The 18,550-nt window shown below is 43.1% G+C and carries 18 protein-coding genes; all 18 read left to right on the forward strand.

Going from position 1 to position 18,550, the window contains the following annotated elements:
* The first annotated feature begins 34 nt into the window (after nt 1–34).
* Nucleotides 35–1,105, forward strand: coding sequence for a glycosyltransferase family protein (locus B5X72_RS20165; protein WP_079718744.1), 1,071 nt, complete (start codon nt 35–37; stop codon nt 1,103–1,105).
* A 16-nt stretch (nt 1,106–1,121) separates the two neighbouring features.
* On the forward strand, nt 1,122–2,135 hold the full coding sequence (locus B5X72_RS20170; RefSeq protein ID WP_079718745.1) for a glycosyltransferase family 2 protein: 1,014 nt from the start codon (nt 1,122–1,124) through the stop codon (nt 2,133–2,135).
* A 40-nt stretch (nt 2,136–2,175) separates the two neighbouring features.
* Entirely contained in the window at nt 2,176–3,309 is a 1,134-nt protein-coding gene (locus B5X72_RS20175) for a glycosyltransferase family 4 protein (protein WP_079718746.1), read from the forward strand.
* Between the two features lie 17 nt (nt 3,310–3,326).
* Complete coding sequence (locus B5X72_RS20180) at nt 3,327–4,316, forward strand: glycosyltransferase family 2 protein (RefSeq protein ID WP_079718747.1); 990 nt, start codon at nt 3,327–3,329, stop codon at nt 4,314–4,316.
* The gene (locus B5X72_RS20185; RefSeq protein ID WP_079718748.1) at nt 4,313–5,434 is read left to right on the forward strand and encodes a glycosyltransferase family protein; all 1,122 of its coding nucleotides are present in this window, start codon (nt 4,313–4,315) and stop codon (nt 5,432–5,434) included. Before B5X72_RS20180 ends, B5X72_RS20185 begins: the two co-directional genes overlap by 4 nt.
* A complete protein-coding gene (locus B5X72_RS20190) occupies nt 5,431–6,423 on the forward strand; it encodes a polysaccharide pyruvyl transferase family protein (RefSeq protein WP_079718749.1) in 993 nt (330 codons plus the stop codon). The genes B5X72_RS20185 and B5X72_RS20190 overlap by 4 nt, the downstream gene beginning before the upstream one ends.
* 11 nt (nt 6,424–6,434) lie before the next feature.
* Nucleotides 6,435–7,514, forward strand: coding sequence for a glycosyltransferase family 4 protein (locus B5X72_RS20195; protein WP_079718750.1), 1,080 nt, complete (start codon nt 6,435–6,437; stop codon nt 7,512–7,514).
* 62 nt (nt 7,515–7,576) lie between these two features.
* Nucleotides 7,577–8,764, forward strand: a complete 1,188-nt coding sequence (locus tag B5X72_RS20200; RefSeq protein WP_217698175.1) for a glycosyltransferase family 4 protein — start codon at nt 7,577–7,579, stop codon at nt 8,762–8,764.
* 12 nt (nt 8,765–8,776) lie between these two features.
* Nucleotides 8,777–10,135 carry a hypothetical protein gene (locus B5X72_RS20205; protein WP_079718752.1) on the forward strand — a complete coding sequence of 453 codons (1,359 nt, stop codon included), beginning with the start codon at nt 8,777–8,779 and terminating at the stop codon, nt 10,133–10,135.
* Nucleotides 10,125–11,279: a glycosyltransferase family 4 protein gene (locus B5X72_RS20210; protein WP_079718753.1), complete on the forward strand. Its 1,155-nt coding sequence runs from the start codon at nt 10,125–10,127 to the stop codon at nt 11,277–11,279. Before B5X72_RS20205 ends, B5X72_RS20210 begins: the two co-directional genes overlap by 11 nt.
* Nucleotides 11,272–11,937: an acyltransferase gene (locus B5X72_RS20215; RefSeq protein ID WP_079718754.1), complete on the forward strand. Its 666-nt coding sequence runs from the start codon at nt 11,272–11,274 to the stop codon at nt 11,935–11,937. The genes B5X72_RS20210 and B5X72_RS20215 overlap by 8 nt, the downstream gene beginning before the upstream one ends.
* A 4-nt stretch (nt 11,938–11,941) precedes the next feature.
* Nucleotides 11,942–13,114: a glycosyltransferase gene (locus B5X72_RS20220; RefSeq protein ID WP_079718755.1), complete on the forward strand. Its 1,173-nt coding sequence runs from the start codon at nt 11,942–11,944 to the stop codon at nt 13,112–13,114.
* A 2-nt stretch (nt 13,115–13,116) separates the two neighbouring features.
* Nucleotides 13,117–13,665: a WcaF family extracellular polysaccharide biosynthesis acetyltransferase gene (locus tag B5X72_RS20225; protein WP_079718756.1), complete on the forward strand. Its 549-nt coding sequence runs from the start codon at nt 13,117–13,119 to the stop codon at nt 13,663–13,665.
* A 17-nt stretch (nt 13,666–13,682) separates the two neighbouring features.
* Nucleotides 13,683–14,501: a glycosyltransferase family 2 protein gene (locus B5X72_RS20230; protein ID WP_079718757.1), complete on the forward strand. Its 819-nt coding sequence runs from the start codon at nt 13,683–13,685 to the stop codon at nt 14,499–14,501.
* Nucleotides 14,502–14,539: 38 nt separating this feature from the next.
* Nucleotides 14,540–14,986 carry a VanZ family protein gene (locus B5X72_RS20235; RefSeq protein WP_176146282.1) on the forward strand — a complete coding sequence of 149 codons (447 nt, stop codon included), beginning with the start codon at nt 14,540–14,542 and terminating at the stop codon, nt 14,984–14,986.
* Entirely contained in the window at nt 14,961–16,205 is a 1,245-nt protein-coding gene (locus B5X72_RS20240; RefSeq protein WP_079718759.1) for a WcaI family glycosyltransferase, read from the forward strand. The genes B5X72_RS20235 and B5X72_RS20240 overlap by 26 nt, the downstream gene beginning before the upstream one ends.
* A complete protein-coding gene (locus B5X72_RS20245; protein ID WP_079718760.1) occupies nt 16,189–17,610 on the forward strand; it encodes a capsule assembly Wzi family protein in 1,422 nt (473 codons plus the stop codon). The genes B5X72_RS20240 and B5X72_RS20245 overlap by 17 nt, the downstream gene beginning before the upstream one ends.
* A gap of 32 nt (nt 17,611–17,642) precedes the next feature.
* Nucleotides 17,643–18,550: nucleotide sugar dehydrogenase (locus B5X72_RS20250; protein WP_079718763.1), on the forward strand; the 908-nt coding region annotated here is incomplete at its 3' end.

Below are 18,550 nucleotides of genomic sequence, written 5' to 3' on the forward strand. Positions count from 1 at the left end.
CGCTCAAGTGTCATTTCAGGCTTAGTTTTAAATTTTGGAAAATAGAATATTAGTTGCTTTTGGCGATTTCAAATTCGAGAATGAGTTTGTTGATCGTTTGTGCGAAATTTTGTCGCAAAAACATAGCGTCGTGCGTTCGATAGACGAATTTTGGAATGCCGAAGCATCATACGACTTTATAATCATTAACTGGCCTGAGACTTTATTTAAAAAACCGTGGAAGCAAGTAGATAAATCTGATTTAACAGCAGTTGCAGATGTTTTTAAAAGATGGCGCAGTTCGGGAACTAAGCTTATTATAATCCGGCACAATATTTATCGGCATAGATCAGAAAGCGACTTAAATAATACCTTCTACGATTTTGCATATAGAAATGTCGATGCTGTTGTTCATCTGGGTGAATTTTCTTTGGGGGATTACAAAAAAAGGTACCACGCAAGTGTCTTCCATGCAGTTATACCTCACCCCCTATTTTCGAGATTTAATTTAAGCATGCCTAAAATTGAGGCCAGGAAAATGCTGAACATAGACAATAAGACTTTCTTGTGTGTTATTCCTGGCTGGACTCGTCACAAGCACGAGGTTGATAGAGCAACTGCAATTTTTGACATGATCGATGCTAAAAAGAAGCGTTTGGATTTCTTAAATGTCCAACGTGCTTTCCCTCGTTACAAAAGGAGTGACTATAGATTCTATCTCCAGTTACTCGAAGAAAAACTAGTGGCTTGGGTCAAAAAAATTCATTATCACAAGTCAGTGATAAGTGATGAAATGATGTCCGTCTACTTTAGTGCTGCAGACATTATAATTATTCCAAGAATCGAAGTCCTTAATTCTGGCAATGTTACATTAGGCGCCCAGTTTGGGAAATTGGTCATTGGCCCTGGAACCGGCAACATTAAGGAAGATTTAGAACGATTAGACCAAATTGTCTTTGGGCATAACGGTATATCAATAGCACACAAAGAACTAAACGATGCCATTAGGGCAAGGTTAACCGCTCAGTTTTCGGAAAAGCTTAAACGTGCAATCAAAGAAACAAATTCAGATAATAACATCCTCGCGGTCTTTAATGAATTGTTTTACACTTTAAAAACGGGTTAAGTCACCCGCTTAAAACATGAAAATATCCATAATTATTCCAACATATAATAGAGCCCATATAATTGTGGAAACGTTAAACTCGGTAAGTAATCAAACTATTAAAGACTGGGAATGTATCATTATTGATGACTATTCTACCGACGACACCGATACAACAGTTGGGGAATATTTATCTCAATATCCAGATTTGGCATTTCGCTACATGAAAAATGAACGATCTAAAGGAGCACAAGGAGCCAGAAACACGGGCGTTGACAGGGCTCAGGGTGAATTTGTCATGTTTTTGGATTCAGATGACCTGTTACTGCCATTTTGCATAGAAGAACGTCTGCGAATTGTTGAAGAACATAAGGGTTACGACTATTATTGTTTTACTACTTACGCACTTATGCCTGATGGGTCCGTGAAATCAAAATACAAGCTTTGCTCGCCAGATTCGGATGATATAGAACGGTTTTTAAAATTTCAAAACCCATGGCATACTATGGGGTGCATCATAACTAAAGATGCTGTCAATACAGTTGGATATTGGGATGAAAAATTCGCAAGATCACAAGACAGTGAGTTTTATTTACGTTTGGTTCTGCAAAAGAATTTACGGGGGTATAAAGCATGCCATCTAAGCTACGATAGTCTATTTAGATCATCGTATAGCCAGGCGTCTGTTAGTCGTTCTTCAGTACTTAGTAATGCTATTCAGGATACGTATTATACATACCTGAATAAAGTAAGGAAGCAATTAAACGATTTGGGCCTTTGGGCAAAATACAAAGAGAGTTACGTCTATTTTTCATTTTATATATATAGTCGATTTTTAATGCCTAAAGGAAAAATGGAAGATCGTTTTTTCAATATTTATGTCGATCTTATGGATGAAATTGATGTTCCAGCGTATAAAAAAGAGATATACAGACTTTATTTCAAACATAGAGGAAGCAAGGCTGTGATGAATAGTCGAATCTTAAGACTTTTCTTTAAAAGTATACCGAAGATTTTTATCCTACCCAGTTCTAGAGAAATGTTGTGGTAAATGTGTACTGAATTTCGTTGTGCATCGTAAGTATGATTTTATGAAAATTGCTTTATTTTCTCCCGGGATTATATCTCCAAAATTTGGGGCTACGAAAAATAGAATCGAATTGGCGGAGGCATTGACAAAGCTTGGTTGGCAAACTTCGGTGATGGGAAACTTAGATATTGGTTTGCCAAATAGAAATGTAGAAAAGTCTACTTATAGGGAAGCATTCAAGACATATTTAATAAAGAATGCTCACCTATATGACGTCGTCTTATATGAGTATGACACGTTACCTTACAACCGGACACTTTTTTCTAAAGGGACCTTATTCGTTGCTAGACCGGCACTTCTTTCATACCATTTCGACGAAATTCGAATCCCCCTCAATCTTAAGTCATATATCAGTGCTTTGATAAGACAAAGTGCGAAAAAGCGACGAAAAAATTATAACTATATCGAGCTGACACTTTCTCAGAGCGATCTTATCCAAGTTCAGAATACCGAAGATAAGAAGTGCCTAATTAAAAAGGGGCATCCTGAAGACAAAATCATCATTATTCCAAACGGCATTTTACCAGAAAAACTCGAATTGTTTAAAAGAACCCCTAAAATATCGGGCACAAAAAAGATTGCCTTTGTCGGTACATTTGATTTTAGAAAAGGCGCACTGGACTTTCCCATACTTCTAAAGCTTTTGAGTCGGCTAGGAAATCCCAACGCTAAAATCAAATTATTAGGAACCAAGGGACTATATTCTACTCAACAGCAGATTTTGGGATTTTTCCCCAAAAAACTTCAACATTTAATTGAAATCCATCCAACATTCGAGCCGTCTGAATTGCCAGCATTACTATCTGATTGTCAAGTTGGCGTATTTCCATCTTATTTGGAAAGTTTCGGATACGGTGCGTTAGAAATGATGGCGGCCGGCCTGCCAGTGGTAGGCTATGACACGCCGGGCCCCTGTGATTTCTTGCTGCCCGAATTGAAGGTACCTGCCGGTAACACTTTGCTAATGGCACAGAAATTAAACAAATTGCTGAATGAACCAGCATATCTAGAAAAAATGGGAATTCAAGCTCAAAAACAAGTCGATAAATATAATTGGGACACTATTGCGCTAGAGGTATCTAAGACATACGAGTATCGTAAAAGCCAGCTAATTAACGGCAGTTTAGTTAAATAATTTTTAGGGAAACGACTATGAAAAACAAACATTCCGCTTTGGTATCTATTATCATCCCTGTTTATAATAGCGAAAACTATATTGTAGACACGATTCATTCATGTCTAAACCAATCCCATAAAAACATCGAAATAATCGTTGTAAACGATGGAAGTACAGATAGTAGCGAAAAGAAAATTCTCGAAATTCAGAGCCAAAAAATCAAGTACCATAAAGTTGAAAATAACGGCCCTTGTGCAGCAAGAAATTTTGGAATACAGCAGGCGAAAGGCGATTTGGTTCAATTTTTAGATCACGATGACATTCTTCATCCTGACAAATTGGAAAGACAATTAGAACGCTATGCCGAATTTGGTGACCTTTACATTTATAGCGCAAAAATGGGTACCGCTAATGCACAAACCCTGACAATCGATCCTGACTACGAATTATATCAAAATGACTTCACGATTGAACGATACTTTGAAACAGTTTTAAATCAATTCGGAAAATACATCACAACGGGCGCTTGGCTTGTCCCCGCCGAATTGATTAAACTAACACATGGATGGGATGAGAACGCAGGTTTAAATGACGATGGTGAATATTTTGCGCGATTGATATTAAACTCAAAAGGGATTATTTATTGTGACAATGCTGTCTTTTATTTCCGCCGCAATGTCCCTAACAGTCTAAGTAAAAGATTCGATAGCAAGGATGTTTACGAAAAATGGTTACATTCCTATATTCTATATGCCAAGCACTTCCATGAAAAGCTTGATCCAACTACCGCAAAAGAACTTAGCTGGAAGGCATTAAGTAGATATTATTGTGCATCGTATCCCAATTATCCTGATCTTTTGGAAAAATGCAAACAGTTAATAAACGAACTTGGATATAAACACCCCTATGCTCATGGTGGAAGTAAGTTCTACACGACTTCCAAAGTTGTCGGTGTTTATAATGCACTTAAAATCTGGAATTTAAAGAATACGGCTAAACGCACATTAAATAAATTACTGAGATGAATATTCTCTTTATATGTGGCACTTTAGAACCGGGCAAAGACGGTGTAGGTGATTACACGCGCAGACTTGCAGCAGAATTGATCCGCCAAGGCCATTCAGCTAACGTGATGTCGATACACGATAAGTACGTAAGCCAAACATCATTTGGTTATCAGGAAGATAATGATGTACAAGTAAGAATGATTCGGTTAGCAAAAAAAATAACATGGAAAAAACGAATAATTGAAGCTTGTAAATTCTTAGATGATTTAGAGCCTGATTGGATTAGTTTACAATATGTTCCGTATTCATTTCACAACAAAGGATTGCCTTTTAAAGCAATCAGACAATTACAACGACTAGGAAATGAAAAAAAGTGGCACATCATGTTCCATGAATTATGGCTGGGTGTAAAAGGTGACGTACCGATAAAACAAAGACCTATCCAAATACTCCAAAAACTAAGCGTAAACATGCTTATTCGACAATTAAAAGCGAATCTTATAACTACATCCATTCCTATTTATCAACATGCATTGGGAAAGCATAATGCCTTTATCCTTCCCTTGTTTAGTAATATTCCTGTTTCGAAAAAACAAATAACAACTCAAAAAAATCCGGATAATGATACATTGAAGATAATACATTTTGGAAGCTTCACCCCTGCTTTAAACGACTTCGCAGCTCAACTAAACTGGGTAAAAGCATTCACAACAAAACAACACAAAAAAGCCATTTTTATACTTCTTGGAAACGGGGGGCCACTCGAACAACAATCAATCGAGATGATACAAAGCACCTTTGGAAAAAAAGCAATAAAACATTTGGGGCAATTAGTGCCTGAAAAAGTATCAGAATGGATTCAAATGGCCGATTTGGGTATATCAAGAGCAGATTACACGCTATATGGTAAAAGCGGATCAACGCTTTGTTTACTAGAACATGGGATTCCGGTACTACTAAGAGGAAGCCGCCCCGTTACGAACACAAAAAATTGGAAGCCTCTTGAAGAGGATAGCCGATTTATTTTTTGTGATTCCCCTATTGCTTCTTTACCCGTCAAAAACTCACCACAGGAACGACTTCCATTAATATCAAAAACATTCTTGTCCTATCTTTATACGAATAACGAATTATGAATTATTATTTTCAGATTGAAGGTGACATTAGGAACAATATTGGAGATGTACTTCAAGGAATGGTTGCCATACCATTTCTTCCAGATAATGCCATTGTAGTAGATAGAGAATCATTGGCAAAAATACCACAGCCAGGGTTTCTTATTGCCAATGGTTGGTATCTTCATTCATTCGAAAATTTCCCCCCCCCAGATAATGTACAACCATTCTATGTGTCCGTACATATTGCCAAATCCGAATTGCTACTGGACAGAAAAACCCGCGACCATTTCATGAAATATGCACCGATAGGCTGTCGCGATACAAAGACATTGAAATTACTCTTAGGCTGGGGTATTCCTGCATATTATTCAAGTTGTCTAACAATTACTACTCACCCACGGAACGAGATAAACCATTCAGGTATAGGGGAATGCTTGCTGGTTGACAACATCGATCACCCGGTTCCTATGGATGTAAAAGAAAAATTAGAACGGTTATTAGGTGAGAAGTTAACACGTGTCTCGCATGACCCACCAAACACGTCTGGGTCATTACATGACTATTGGAGTAATGCGAGTACTCATATGGAGTCATTGCTAAAAAGATATTGCAAAGCGCGTTTGGTCGTGACGACCAAAATACATTGTGCGTTACCTTGCTTGGGCATGGGCGCAAATATACTAGTTATTCATCCAAATCCAGCTGATCCAAGGCTTGATACCGTTAGAGAGTTTATAGAAATTCTCTCATATACTCAAATTCAAAATGCAAAATCTTTAACCCCATCCAATGTTAATCAGCAAGCGCTAAATGAAAGGAAATTGTTTCTTAATCGCTTAGTTAATAAAGCTGTAAAATCAAAAAAAAACCCAATCATTTATGATCCATTTTACAAATCGATTAAGAAACAAAGTGTCCGTCAAGCTAGGATATATCGGCTCCTTGTGAAAATAATGTATCGTTTAGGTATCTCAAGAGGTAAAATTAAGCGGGTGTACGGTATGTAAATTGGGACGTTATGGCTAAAAAGAAAATATTATTATTTACTACTCAACTTCTGAAAACAGGAGGAATAGAAAGTCATATACAGCAATTTACTATTCAAATGGCGTCAAATGGTGATTCGGATGTTTATATTTTCGTTTTAAACTCAAAGCTATCAGACGATCAAGTCAATAATTTAAAGAAATATACTTGCGCATCCGTTTTCTCAAAAAAGAACAGCATTACTGAATTATTTAAGATGATTCGGTTCATTTTTTTTTCAATGTTCATCAAATATGATGCGCTATATACAAACGGTCAAGGGAATAGTATTTACTTAATATCAAAATGTTTTCGTTATCGCAAATGGGTGCACCATCATCATACTGCTGGTGATAAGGCAGATCAGCAAACGTGGCCCTCTTGGTATATAAAAGCACTAATACAAGCTAATATAGTGATAGCATGCTCAACAAAAAATGCATTCGACATGCAAAGCGTGTTAAACCGCGAAGTAATTACCGTACCTTGCTTTTCAAGACCGATAAGAAGTAATAGTATTAAGCAAATTTCCACCCAAGACGACATAGTCAATTTTGGTTATTATGGTCGGCTTATACCAGAGAAGGGTATCGACCTGATCGGAAAATTAAGTAATCACGATGACATGGCGAAAATTAAATTCCACATCTGGGGAGAAGGAAAGCAATATCCGCCAGATTATTTTAAACGATACCCCAATTTAAATTATCACGGTGTCTTTCACGGTCTAGAGGAGTTGACAAAAGTGTTAGATCAAATAGATGCCTACCTTTTGCTATCTACCCATCCCGAGGGTCTACCAATTAGCCTATTAGAAGCAATGAGTGCTGGTGTGCCTTGGATAGCAACCAATCGAGGCGGGATTAACGACATTGCGTGTGACCCCCTGTCGACGAGAGTAATTAATTCACTTACAGATTTTGACGTAGTAAAAAAAGAGATTTTATCGTTCGTTGCCGATATCAGATCCGGAAAAATATCACGTCAAAAACAAAAAGAATTATATGAAAGCAAGTTTTCTCCAGCTGTCTTAGTCAAGCGATGGAACAAAATTTTGTACGACACTTATTAAAGCCTATGATACTACTAACTCATCCTACCGGAAATCAATTCGTTAAAAGCGCACTAAGGGGTTTGAAAGACCGTGAGGCGTTAATTGCTTTTCATACTGCTGTGGCCTCATTCCCAGGTTCAATGCTTCATCGCATTGGACAAATCAACGCCTTTAAAGAAATCAATAGAAGAGAATTCGATACAGACTTAAAAAACCTGACATATACCTCTCCCTCCATGGAAGTCGGCCGGCTTGTAGCGGGCAGATTCAAATGGAATTCATTAATTGCGCATGAACACGGTCGTTTTAGTGTGGATAACGTCTTTCAGCATATTGACCGTATTTCAGCAAAGATGTTAATTGATAAAAAACTAACTGGGCTAAAAGCTGTATATAGTTATGAAGATGGAGCTCTTTATACGTTTAAACAAGCCTTAAAGTCGAATTTGGTTAGACTATATGATCTACCTATTGGCTATTGGCGAGCAATGCGACAATTGTTGGGAGCAGAACGTGAATTCCGGCCCGATTGGGCCATAACGTTAAAGGGTTTTAAGGATTCAGAGGCGAAGCTACAGCGCAAAGACGAAGAACTTCGTTTAGCACAACACATTTTTGTCGCCAGTAGCTTTACAAAAAAAACCCTCGAATTGTACCCAGGCGCGTTGGCTCCTATACACGTCATCCCGTATGCATTCCCAGAGATAGCGATTGGGAAGACCTATTCGCCGGCATCTCGTGGCAAACTACGGCTGCTGTTCGTCGGTGGACTGTCGCAACGAAAAGGCATTGCGAATGTCTTGGAAGCCGTAGAAAGTTTAGGAAATCACGTGGAATTAACCATCGTTGGAAGAAAAGCTGTAGAAGGATGTATCCCGTTGGAAGCCGGTCTACGAAAGCACCGCTGGATACCTACGTTACCCCATCAAAGCATACTCGAATTAATGCGCGAACATGATGTGCTGTTATTTCCTTCATTATTCGAAGGGTTTGGTTTAGTGATTACCGAGGCAATGTCACAAGGAACGCCTGTAATAACTACCGACCGAACCGCAGGCCCAGATTTAATTGTGCATAATGAAAACGGTTGGTTAGTCGAGGCGGGAAGCACTGAAGGATTGAAAACGCAAATCGAAGCTTTACTATCCAAGCCAGAGCTTATTAAATCAAATGGGTTGGCGGCTATGGAAACAGCAAAAAAAAGACCTTGGGCAAAATACGGAACAGAATTGGCTCAGAAAATAAAAGAAGTTATTGAGAAAAACTGACGGCGTAACACGATGGATAGCCAAACACATACTTTCCAGCAAACTTGGACATCTAAGCGCGCAGCAAAAGAGCTGGAACGAACGGTATTACTTCTAAAACGAGGCATATGGTTATATTTCATATTGTTGATTTTTGAGGGCGCGCTTAGAAAATGGTTTTTGCCCGCATTGGCTACTCCACTACTGATTGTCCGGGATCCTATTGCATTAGCACTGTTAGCTATCGCCTACCATAAAGGACTCTTTCCAAGGAATGGTTTAATGGTGGCGTTCATAATCACGGGAATTATTTCATTTTTTTTGACGCTCCTAGTTGGTCATGGGAATTTGTTTGTCGCCATATATGGAATAAGGATTTTGATCATACACGTCCCCTTTATGTTTCTTATTGGGAAAGTGTTTCGACAGCAAGATGTGGTAGAAATCGGGAAGGCGATGCTTTGGATTGCTATCCCCATGACGGTCCTTGTTGCACTTCAATTCTACAGCCCGCAATCTGCCTGGGTCAATCGCGGCATAGGCGGTGACATGGAAGGGGCGGGATTTAGTGGCGCATTGGGTTATGCCCGCCCGCCAGGAACGTTTTCATTTACGACTGGGACGACGTTATTCTATAGCATGTTAACTCCGTTTATCCTTTATTTCTGGCTGCAAAAAGACAAGGCGCCGCCGCTGTTGATTCTGGTAGCAGCAAGTATCGGGTTACTGGCCGCTATTCCTCTTTCGATAAGTAGGGGACTACTTTTTCAAATTGCTCTATCGTTTGTTTTTACCACATTTATCATTGCCAAGCGCCCAGCGTTAATTAAATCACTAATCGCTGGTCTGGTCTCCTTTGCTTTATTGCTTATTGCGTTAAGTAATTTATCTTTCTTTCAAACCGCTACTGAAGTATTCATGACACGGTTTGAACGAGCCAATGAAGCCGAAGGCGGATTGGAGGGTGTATTGATAGACCGCTTTTTAGGCGGCATGTATAGTGCGGTATTTGGAGACAGGGGAATTCCGCTTTGGGGGTTTGGGTTAGGTATGGGGACTAACGCTGGCGCTATGCTACTTTCGGGTCGAATTACATTCCTTATTTCCGAAGGTGAATGGGGACGAGTAATCGGTGAAATGGGATTTCTACTGGGCATGACCATAATTGTTTCGCGCATTGTGACTGCAACTCAAATAGGATTAAAAAGCTATTATAGCTTAGCAAGTAACAATATCTTACCTTGGCTTTTGTTCAGTTTCGCCGCATTAAACCTCTTGCAAGGACAGTGGGCTCAACCAACGAGCCTAGGTTTTGCTATTGTTGCAGGAGGACTAACTATGGCCGCATTAAAAAATAAAACGATAAAGAATAAGATTACCAATGAGCGATAATCACATTATACTGATTGGAAATTACACGCTCGACCACCAAGAAAGCATGAATCGCTACTTGCTAAGTTTGAATGAAGCGCTCGTGCAACGCGAAATCCAGGTAACTGTATGGAAACCTATTATTTTTTTTGCTACAGGCCAACATTCGACTATTCATGGCTTCGGAAAATGGTTAGGCTATTTAGATAAATGGGTATTGTTCCCAATAATTGTGAAATTGAGAATGCTTAAGAGTGTTTATCGAAAGCAGGACACCTACTTCCACATTTGTGATCATTCGAACTCGCCATATCTCGCTGTTTTACCTAAAAGCAGAAGCGGAATTACCTGTCATGATGTACTTGCCATACGGGGGGCCTTCGGCTATGAAGACGCGCACTGTCCAGCCAGCAAAACCGGCATTTACTTACAAAAATGGATATTTAGGAGTCTTGTTAAGGCAAAGAAAATCGCCTGTGTTTCACAGCTTACCTTAAACCAGTTAAAAGACTTAGCCGGCGCACGTGCTATATCGTCTGATAAAAAATGGAAGGTCGTTTATAATTCGTTTAACGCTCATTTCCGCCCAATGCGTGCCCCTGAACGCATAGCGATGATTCAGAAATACGGCTTGGAAGATTTAAACTACATCCTTCATGTTGGTTCGGCGTTACCCAGGAAAAACAGAAAGATGCTGATGGAGATGGTGGCGCACCTCGACGAATGGAAAGGTAAGATCTGTTATGCAGGCCAACCCATTGACCCGGCCTTGCAAATCCGTATCAACGAACTTGGTATGGCTGACCGCGTAGTTTCTGTGGTTAAGCCACCACACGAGGAGTTAACCGCATTATATAGCGGCTGCACTGCTTTTATTTTTCCGTCATTTAGCGAGGGGTTTGGATGGCCAGTCATCGAAGCGCAGGCTTGCGGCGCACCTGTAATCGCCAGTAATATTGAACCCATGCCCGAGGTGTCGGGGGGAGCTGCCATACACGTTAGCCCTTATCATGCAAAGGAGTTTGCTTTAGCATTATCCGCCGTACTGCACGATCCTCAAGTAAAGGACGAATATATTCAAAAAGGGTTTGAAAACTGCCGACGGTTCGATCAGGAGATATTCATCAATCAATTTTTAGCACTTTATGATTTAAAAAATGATTAAAAAGTTATTCGTTTTTTTATTGCCGTGGGCGCTTAGACGACGACTACTTAATGCTTGGTTTGGATATGAAATTCACCCGAAGGCCCGAATTGGCTTCGCCTGGATTTATCCCAAAAAACTGGTGATGAAAGAAAAGGCCAGGATAGCGCATTTTACTGTCGCGATTCATTTAGACTATGTTGAATTAGGATGCTACGCCTCTATCGGGAGGAAAAATTGGATAACCGGATTTCCGACCTCAGGTACGTCGCAACACTTTGCTCATCAACGAGGCAGCCGAAGATCGGAATTATTCCTGGGCGAACATTCAGCCATTACCAAAAACCATCATATTGATTGTACCAACCGTATTACAATAGGTAGGTTTGTAACAATAGCTGGTTATCAGTCACAATTACTGACTCATTCCATTAACATTGAGGAATGCAGACAAGACAGTTATCCGATTTATATTGGCGACTATTGTTTTATAGGTACCAATTCGGTAATTCTGGGTGGCGCCAAATTACCTCCCTATTCCATATTAGGCGCAAAATCGCTACTTAACAAGGCCTTTGAGCAACAGTTTGCGTTGTACGCGGGAGTTCCAGCGGCTTTTGTTAAACCAGTCAATAGCGAAGCTAAGTTTTTTACACGGCAAACAGGTTACGTAATTTAATTTTATGAACATCTTACGCGTCATAACCAGCATGAATCCTGCAGACGGAGGTCCGGTTCAAGGTATACGGAACAGCATTCCGGCGCTGGAGGAGCTTGACGTGCATAATGAAGTGGTATGCTTTGATGCCCCTGACGCATCGTTTTTAAGGCGCGATTCGTTCACTATTCATGCGATAGGTCCTGCAAAGGGCCCCTATGGGTACTGCAAAGACTTAGCACCGTGGCTGCAGCGCCATTTTCATCGCTTTGATGCGGTCATCATCCATGGGATCTGGCTGCACAACAGCTATGGTACCTACCAAGCATTAAAACAGTATCGGAAGCAAAAGGGAACCGCTCCTAAGCTCTTCGTTATGCCACACGGGATGCTTGACCCCTATTTTCAAAAGGCTCGTGGCCGACGATTGAAAGCTATCCGGAATTGGTTTTTCTGGAGTTTTATTGAACGGCATGTAGTCAACGGCGTCGATGGGCTGTTGTTTACCTGTGAACAAGAGTTGCTTTTGGCTCGTGAGACGTTCGACTTATACCACCCCAAAAGAGAATTAAATATTGGCTATGGTATCCAGCCACCTCCGCCTTACACGACCAAGTTAACACATGCCTTCCATTCGGCTTGCTCAATAAAACTCGAACAACCATACTGGTTGTTCCTCAGCCGCATCCATGAAAAAAAGGGTGTAGATTTACTCGTCAACGCGTACCTCAAGCTGCTTAGTGAAAAAGGCGACTTACCCGCGCTGGTGATCGCCGGCCCCGGATTGGACACCGCCTATGGAAAGGAAATGATATCGCTTGCCCAATCTAACACCCAAATTCTATTTACCGGTATGCTTACCGGTGCGGCAAAATGGGGGGCGATTTATGGCTGTGAGGCATTTATACTGCCCAGCCATCAGGAAAATTTTGGCATCGCCATTGCAGAGGCAATGGCCTGCGAAAAACCCGTGCTCATTAGCAATAAAGTAAATATCTGGCGGGAAATTAAAGCTGGTGGTGGCGGACTGGTTGACACCGACACCGAAGAAGGTGTGTATACAATGTTAGCGCATTGGTTTCAATTGGCGCAACCCGAAAAAACAGCAATGGCGGCTTCGGCAAAACGCACGTATGAAGCTATCTTCACCATGGAGAAGGCCGCTATCCGAATGGTTAATGCATTAAAATCAATATAACGATGTCTTATAATACTGACACATACACAGGGCCATCGTTTTCCTTGCGCAACCGCATAAGCCGGGTGTTGTGGAATATCGTGTATTTGCTTTTCTTCCGCTATTCGCCCCGCCCCTTCCATATATGGCGGGCCTTTTTGCTCCGTCTATTTGGAGCAAAAATCGGCAGAGGCGTACATGTATATCCCCGGGCGAAAATCTGGGCGCCTTGGATGGTCAAGATTGGCGACGAAAGCGGCGTCGCCGACGATGTCACCCTATACAGCCAGGCGCCGATAAACATTGGCAATCGGGTAGTGATTTCACAAGGTACGTACGTCTGTACCGGAACGCACGATTACATGAAACGGGGCTTCCCCCTTGTTGCCTTGCCAATTATTATTGAAGATTATGCGTGGGTGGCTACGCAAGTGTTTATTCACCCCGGTGTAACCATTGGCGAAGGATCCGTGGTAGGGGCCCGATCGGTGGTAACCAAAGATACGGGGCGTTGGATGGTTTGCTCGGGGTTTCCCTGCAAGCCGCTAAAAGAGCGCGTTATGTTGGATTAGTAAAAAAATGTTTTTGTATGAAATTGGACTTGACCATCGTCATTCCTGCAAAAAATGAAGAGAAAAACCTTCCGGGCTGCCTTGAAGCCATTGGTCAAGATTTCGCGCAACAGGTTGTTCTCGTCGATTCGGGGAGTACCGACCGCACGAGGACAATCGCGGAGAACTATGGTGCCACTTACATCAACTTCCAGTGGGATGGACAATTCCCCAAAAAACGCAATTGGTACCTGCGCAACCATACACCCGCTACCGAATGGGTATTGTTTCTTGACGCGGATGAGTACCTCACACCAACATTCAAGCGGGCTGTTGAAAAAGCGCTTGCCGATACCACCAAAGTGGGCTATTGGCTAAATTATACCGTATACTTCATGGGCAAAAAGCTGAAAGGCGGCTACCCGTTGAAGAAGCTTGCCCTCTTCCGGGTCGGCACAGGTGAATACGAATATATCGATGAAAAACAATGGAGCCATCTCGATATGGAAATCCACGAACACCCCATACTCACCGGCGATGTCGGGATTATTAAAGCAAAAATTGACCACCGCGATTTTCGGGGCGTGGCGCACTATGTCAATAAGCATAACGAATATTCCAGCTGGGAGGCGGCGCGATACTTGAAAATGATGACCGCCGCGAATAAGGCCTTGCTAACTAAGAAACAACGTATTAAATATCGCTTGCTGCGAACACCACTGATAGGCCCCGCCTTCTTTTTCGGAAGTTTCTTTTTAATGGGCGGCTTCTTGGACGGTGCCCGGGGGTTTGCCTTTGCTGTGCTCAAAATGGCATATTTCACAGAAATTTATTGTAAAATAAAGGAAAAGAGCTAATTAAATCGATGAGGGTATATGTAAACATATTTCTCAAATTGACAAGCATACTTTACACGCACTTGCTTGCCTATACGGTGTTCGGTGCGCGAAGAAGGTGGTATTATGACGCCAACGAAATACGTGAGATAGGAAATTGGATGCCTTTGTATGTTAAGGTAGAGAACTGGCCGAAGTGGGAGCCCTTTTCCCACAGTTTCAACGAATTTTACCTCGACCTGTTTGGCAATATCGTGCTGTTCATACCTTTTCCCTTTTTTTTGTTTTTTATCTTTCAAGTCAGTTCATGGAAAAAGTTGGTTGTGCTTTCGGCAGGTGCGAGTTTATGTATAGAAATCAATCAATACTACTGGGGCATCGGTGTTACCGACGTTGACGACTTGCTATTAAATACCTTTGGCGGACTGATTGGTGCCGGTTTGCTGCAAACACTATTGAACAATAAGCGTTTTCAAACATATGCGTATCCTGATTTTCGGCATTAATTATTCCCCTGAACTTACGGGCATCGGCAAATATACCGGTGAAATGGGTGCGTGGCTGGCTGCACGGGGGCACGAGGTGACCGTGGTCACCGCCAAGCCCTATTATCCAGCGTGGGAGGTCCCCGTACACTATAAAAAGCCGGCGTGGATAACCGAACGTATAGACGGGGCAAACGTACATCGGGTCCCCCTGTATGTGCCGAAAGAGGTGACCGCAAAAAAGCGCATTATCCATGAATTTTCTTTCCTGGGTGGCGTGTTTCCCAAATGGTTTGGTCTATTGATAAAAAAAAGATATGACTTAGTTATCAACATTACCCCTCCCTTTCATTTGGGCTTCTATGCATTGTTTTACGCTAAGCTGAAGGGTGCCAAACTGATTACGCATATCCAAGATTTGCAAGTCGACGCAGCAAAAGAGCTTGGCATGATAACAAATAAACGCTTGATCCGCCTCATGTTTAGGGCTGAAAAATACCTCTTAAATCGTAGCGATGCCGTTTCATCCATCAGCTTGGGCATGAAAAAAAAGATACTGGCCAAGGGGATATCGGAGAGCGACTACCTCATGTTTCCCAATTGGGTAGACGAACAAGCCATCCAACCGCTCCAAAAAACACAATCATTAAGGGGCGAGTGGGGAATACCATTAAATGACAAAGTGGTACTATATTCCGGCAATTTGGGTGAGAAACAGGGACTGGAAATCATCATCGATGCGGCCAAGCGATTCAGTGATAGGCCAGACGTGCATTTTATTATCTGCGGTTCAGGCGGTGCACGCGACCGGCTTAAAGCTATGGCCGAACAGGCCAGATTGAAGCAAATACGCTTCTACCCTTTGCAGCCATACGAAAAACTATCGGCCCTATTAGCCACGGCCGATGTGCACCTCGTATTACAAAAGAAATCGGCATCCGACTTGGTGATGCCCAGTAAACTTACCGGAATACTTGCCTCGGGCGGCTTCTCGCTCGTCTCCGCGGTACCCGGCACCTCACTGTATGAAATAGTAGACACCCATCAATTGGGTATCCTCATTGAGCCGGAATCCGCTGAGGCATTGGCGGACGGCTTACAGCAAGCGCTGAGTACTGACGTGACCTTGTACCGCGAACGTGCCCGGCAATATGCGGAACGCTTTTTGAGTAAAGAACAAGTATTACAGGAATTTGAACGAAACTTAGTTAGGTTGACCTCCCATGAAAAGCAAACTTAGTCTCTTCTTCCTAATCCTACCGACAATTGCGTTGTCTCAACGTACGGACTCCCTGAAACTTCGGGTAGGCACCACGGCCACCATAGCCGCTGAAGGCTTCCAACCGCTTTGGATAGAATCAAACCGGTTTGGGTTGCTAAGCGAAAAAGGTGAAGATGTCGCCACCTATATTGGCGCGTGGAATACCCATACCTTTTCCGGCGGCAAGCACACTTTCCGGCTGGAATATGGTGCAAACGTGGTCAATAATCACCATTTCGGCCATCTGGTCATCCAACAGGGTTATTTGAAAGCGCGATATGGTGTGCTGGAAGTTCGAGGTGGCCGCTACGAGGAGGTCATGGGAGAGGTAGATCCCCTGCTGTCTACCGGTTCATTAGGTATCAGTGGCAATGCGTTGCCTATTCCAAAAGTGGGCTTCGCTTTTCCCGACTATGTCCCTGTACCTTTCACCAATGACTGGCTGCAGGTCAAAGGGCTGATCAGTCACGGATGGATGGGAGACAACCAATCGATGAAAGACGCTTGGCTGCATGAAAAAACGTTATACCTGCGGCTTGGGCCAGGTCCGTTTAAGGTATATGGTGGTGTACAGCACTTTGCCGTGTGGGGGGGTAGACGTGGAAGCTGGGAACTGGACCGTTCATGGGGCGGTTTCTTTAATGTGCTCTTTGTGAAAGAAGCGAACGATGGCAGTGTACCGGAAGGAAGGCTGCCCAATAGAGCGGGAGACCACCGCGGACTGGTTGAATTCGGTGGCGATTTGGATACCGATGATGCATTGTTCCACATGTATTTCCAAGTCCCTTTTGAAAGCGGCATGGGTATCGACATCCGGAATATCGATCGCGTCGGTGGCCTCAATGTGACTCTTAAAAACCACGCTTGGCTGGATCGCCTGCTGTTTGAATTCATTTATACCAAGCAGATGGAGAGCTTCCAGGATGCTGAACTGCAAAGTTATTACAACAACGGTGTGTATGCCAATGGCTGGGAATATGATTTTCGTAGTGTTGGAACGCCGTTGTTTCTCAACCGATATCGCGGTTCGAATTTTTTACCTGTCACCCCGATTTATTGGCGATACGACAACACTCCGTTCTGGGGAAATAGAAACTTTATCAACAACCGCATTGTTGGCGGCCATATCGGCATGTTGCACCGTTATGCGCCCGGTATTAGTGGAAGAACGATGCTGACCTATACCCGCAACTTCGGCACGCACAGTAACTTTGTTAGTACTTCGCCTCAGAATCAGGTTTACACCTTACACGAAGTAGCCGCGGATATTGCACGCATCCCAGGTCTGCGCCTGTCAGCAGGCATTGCATACGACGCCGGCGGGTTTTACAACAACGTCGGCGGATTGTTTGGCATCCGGTATGAAATAAATAGAATAAAATAAATAAATAGGTTCATTTAAAGTTATCTTATCCCATGAAAGTCACTAAAATCTGCTGCCTTGGCAGCGGTTATGTGGGTGGTCCCACCATGTCTGTCATTGCCCAGAAATGCCCACACATCACCGTCACCATCGTAGACATCAACGAAAAACGCATCGCGGCCTGGAATGACCCCGACCTTTCGAAGCTCCCCGTGTACGAACCCGGACTCGCCGAAGTCGTCGGCGAAGCACGCGGCCGTAATTTGTTCTTCACGACCGAAGGAGACCGCGCCATCGATGAGGCAGACATGATCTTCATCTCGGTGAATACGCCCACCAAAACCTACGGCAAGGGCAAGGGCATGGCCGCCGACCTGAAATACATCGAACTCTGCGCACGCCAGATCGCAGCAGCAGCCACCTCCGATAAGATAATCGTGGAAAAATCAACACTCCCCGTGCGTACCGCCGAGGCCTTGAAAAGCATCCTCCACAACACCGGAAACGGAGTCAGCTTCCATATCCTCTCAAACCCTGAGTTCCTCGCCGAAGGAACCGCCATACAGGACCTCCATAACCCAGACCGGGTGCTCATCGGAGGGGAAAACCCCGAGGCCGTCCAGGCCCTGGTGGATGTATACGCTTCCTGGGTGCCCCCCGAACGTATCCTCACCACCAACCTCTGGTCTTCCGAGCTCTCCAAGCTCACCGCAAACGCTTTCCTCGCACAGCGCGTATCCTCCATCAACGCCATCTCCGAACTCTGCGAACGAACCGGGGCTAACGTCGACGAGGTGGCCCGCGCAATCGGTACAGACAGCCGAATCGGACCAAAGTTCCTCAAGGCTTCCGTCGGTTTCGGCGGCTCATGCTTCCAGAAGGACATCCTCAACCTGGTCTACATCGCCCGCACATACGGCCTGCATGAGGTCGCACACTACTGGGAACAGGTCATCACCAT

It is taken from the genome of Parapedobacter luteus (assembly GCF_900168055.1).
In the GTDB taxonomy this organism is placed as follows: domain Bacteria; phylum Bacteroidota; class Bacteroidia; order Sphingobacteriales; family Sphingobacteriaceae; genus Parapedobacter; species Parapedobacter luteus.

What these genes read in the sequence shown, in the direction of transcription:
- B5X72_RS20170 (WP_079718745.1), top strand. Translation starts at nt 1,122, where the DNA reads ATGAAAATATCCATAATTATTCCAACATATAATAGAGCCCATATAATT.
- B5X72_RS20175 (WP_079718746.1), top strand. Translation starts at nt 2,176, where the DNA reads ATGAAAATTGCTTTATTTTCTCCCGGGATTATATCTCCAAAATTTGGG.
- B5X72_RS20180 (WP_079718747.1), top strand. Translation starts at nt 3,327, where the DNA reads ATGAAAAACAAACATTCCGCTTTGGTATCTATTATCATCCCTGTTTAT.
- B5X72_RS20185 (WP_079718748.1), top strand. Translation starts at nt 4,313, where the DNA reads ATGAATATTCTCTTTATATGTGGCACTTTAGAACCGGGCAAAGACGGT.
- B5X72_RS20190 (WP_079718749.1), top strand. Translation starts at nt 5,431, where the DNA reads ATGAATTATTATTTTCAGATTGAAGGTGACATTAGGAACAATATTGGA.
- B5X72_RS20195 (WP_079718750.1), top strand. Translation starts at nt 6,435, where the DNA reads ATGGCTAAAAAGAAAATATTATTATTTACTACTCAACTTCTGAAAACA.
- B5X72_RS20205 (WP_079718752.1), top strand. Translation starts at nt 8,777, where the DNA reads ATGGATAGCCAAACACATACTTTCCAGCAAACTTGGACATCTAAGCGC.
- B5X72_RS20210 (WP_079718753.1), top strand. Translation starts at nt 10,125, where the DNA reads ATGAGCGATAATCACATTATACTGATTGGAAATTACACGCTCGACCAC.
- B5X72_RS20215 (WP_079718754.1), top strand. Translation starts at nt 11,272, where the DNA reads ATGATTAAAAAGTTATTCGTTTTTTTATTGCCGTGGGCGCTTAGACGA.
- B5X72_RS20220 (WP_079718755.1), top strand. Translation starts at nt 11,942, where the DNA reads ATGAACATCTTACGCGTCATAACCAGCATGAATCCTGCAGACGGAGGT.
- B5X72_RS20225 (WP_079718756.1), top strand. Translation starts at nt 13,117, where the DNA reads ATGTCTTATAATACTGACACATACACAGGGCCATCGTTTTCCTTGCGC.
- B5X72_RS20230 (WP_079718757.1), top strand. Translation starts at nt 13,683, where the DNA reads ATGAAATTGGACTTGACCATCGTCATTCCTGCAAAAAATGAAGAGAAA.
- B5X72_RS20240 (WP_079718759.1), top strand. Translation starts at nt 14,961, where the DNA reads ATGCGTATCCTGATTTTCGGCATTAATTATTCCCCTGAACTTACGGGC.
- B5X72_RS20245 (WP_079718760.1), top strand. Translation starts at nt 16,189, where the DNA reads ATGAAAAGCAAACTTAGTCTCTTCTTCCTAATCCTACCGACAATTGCG.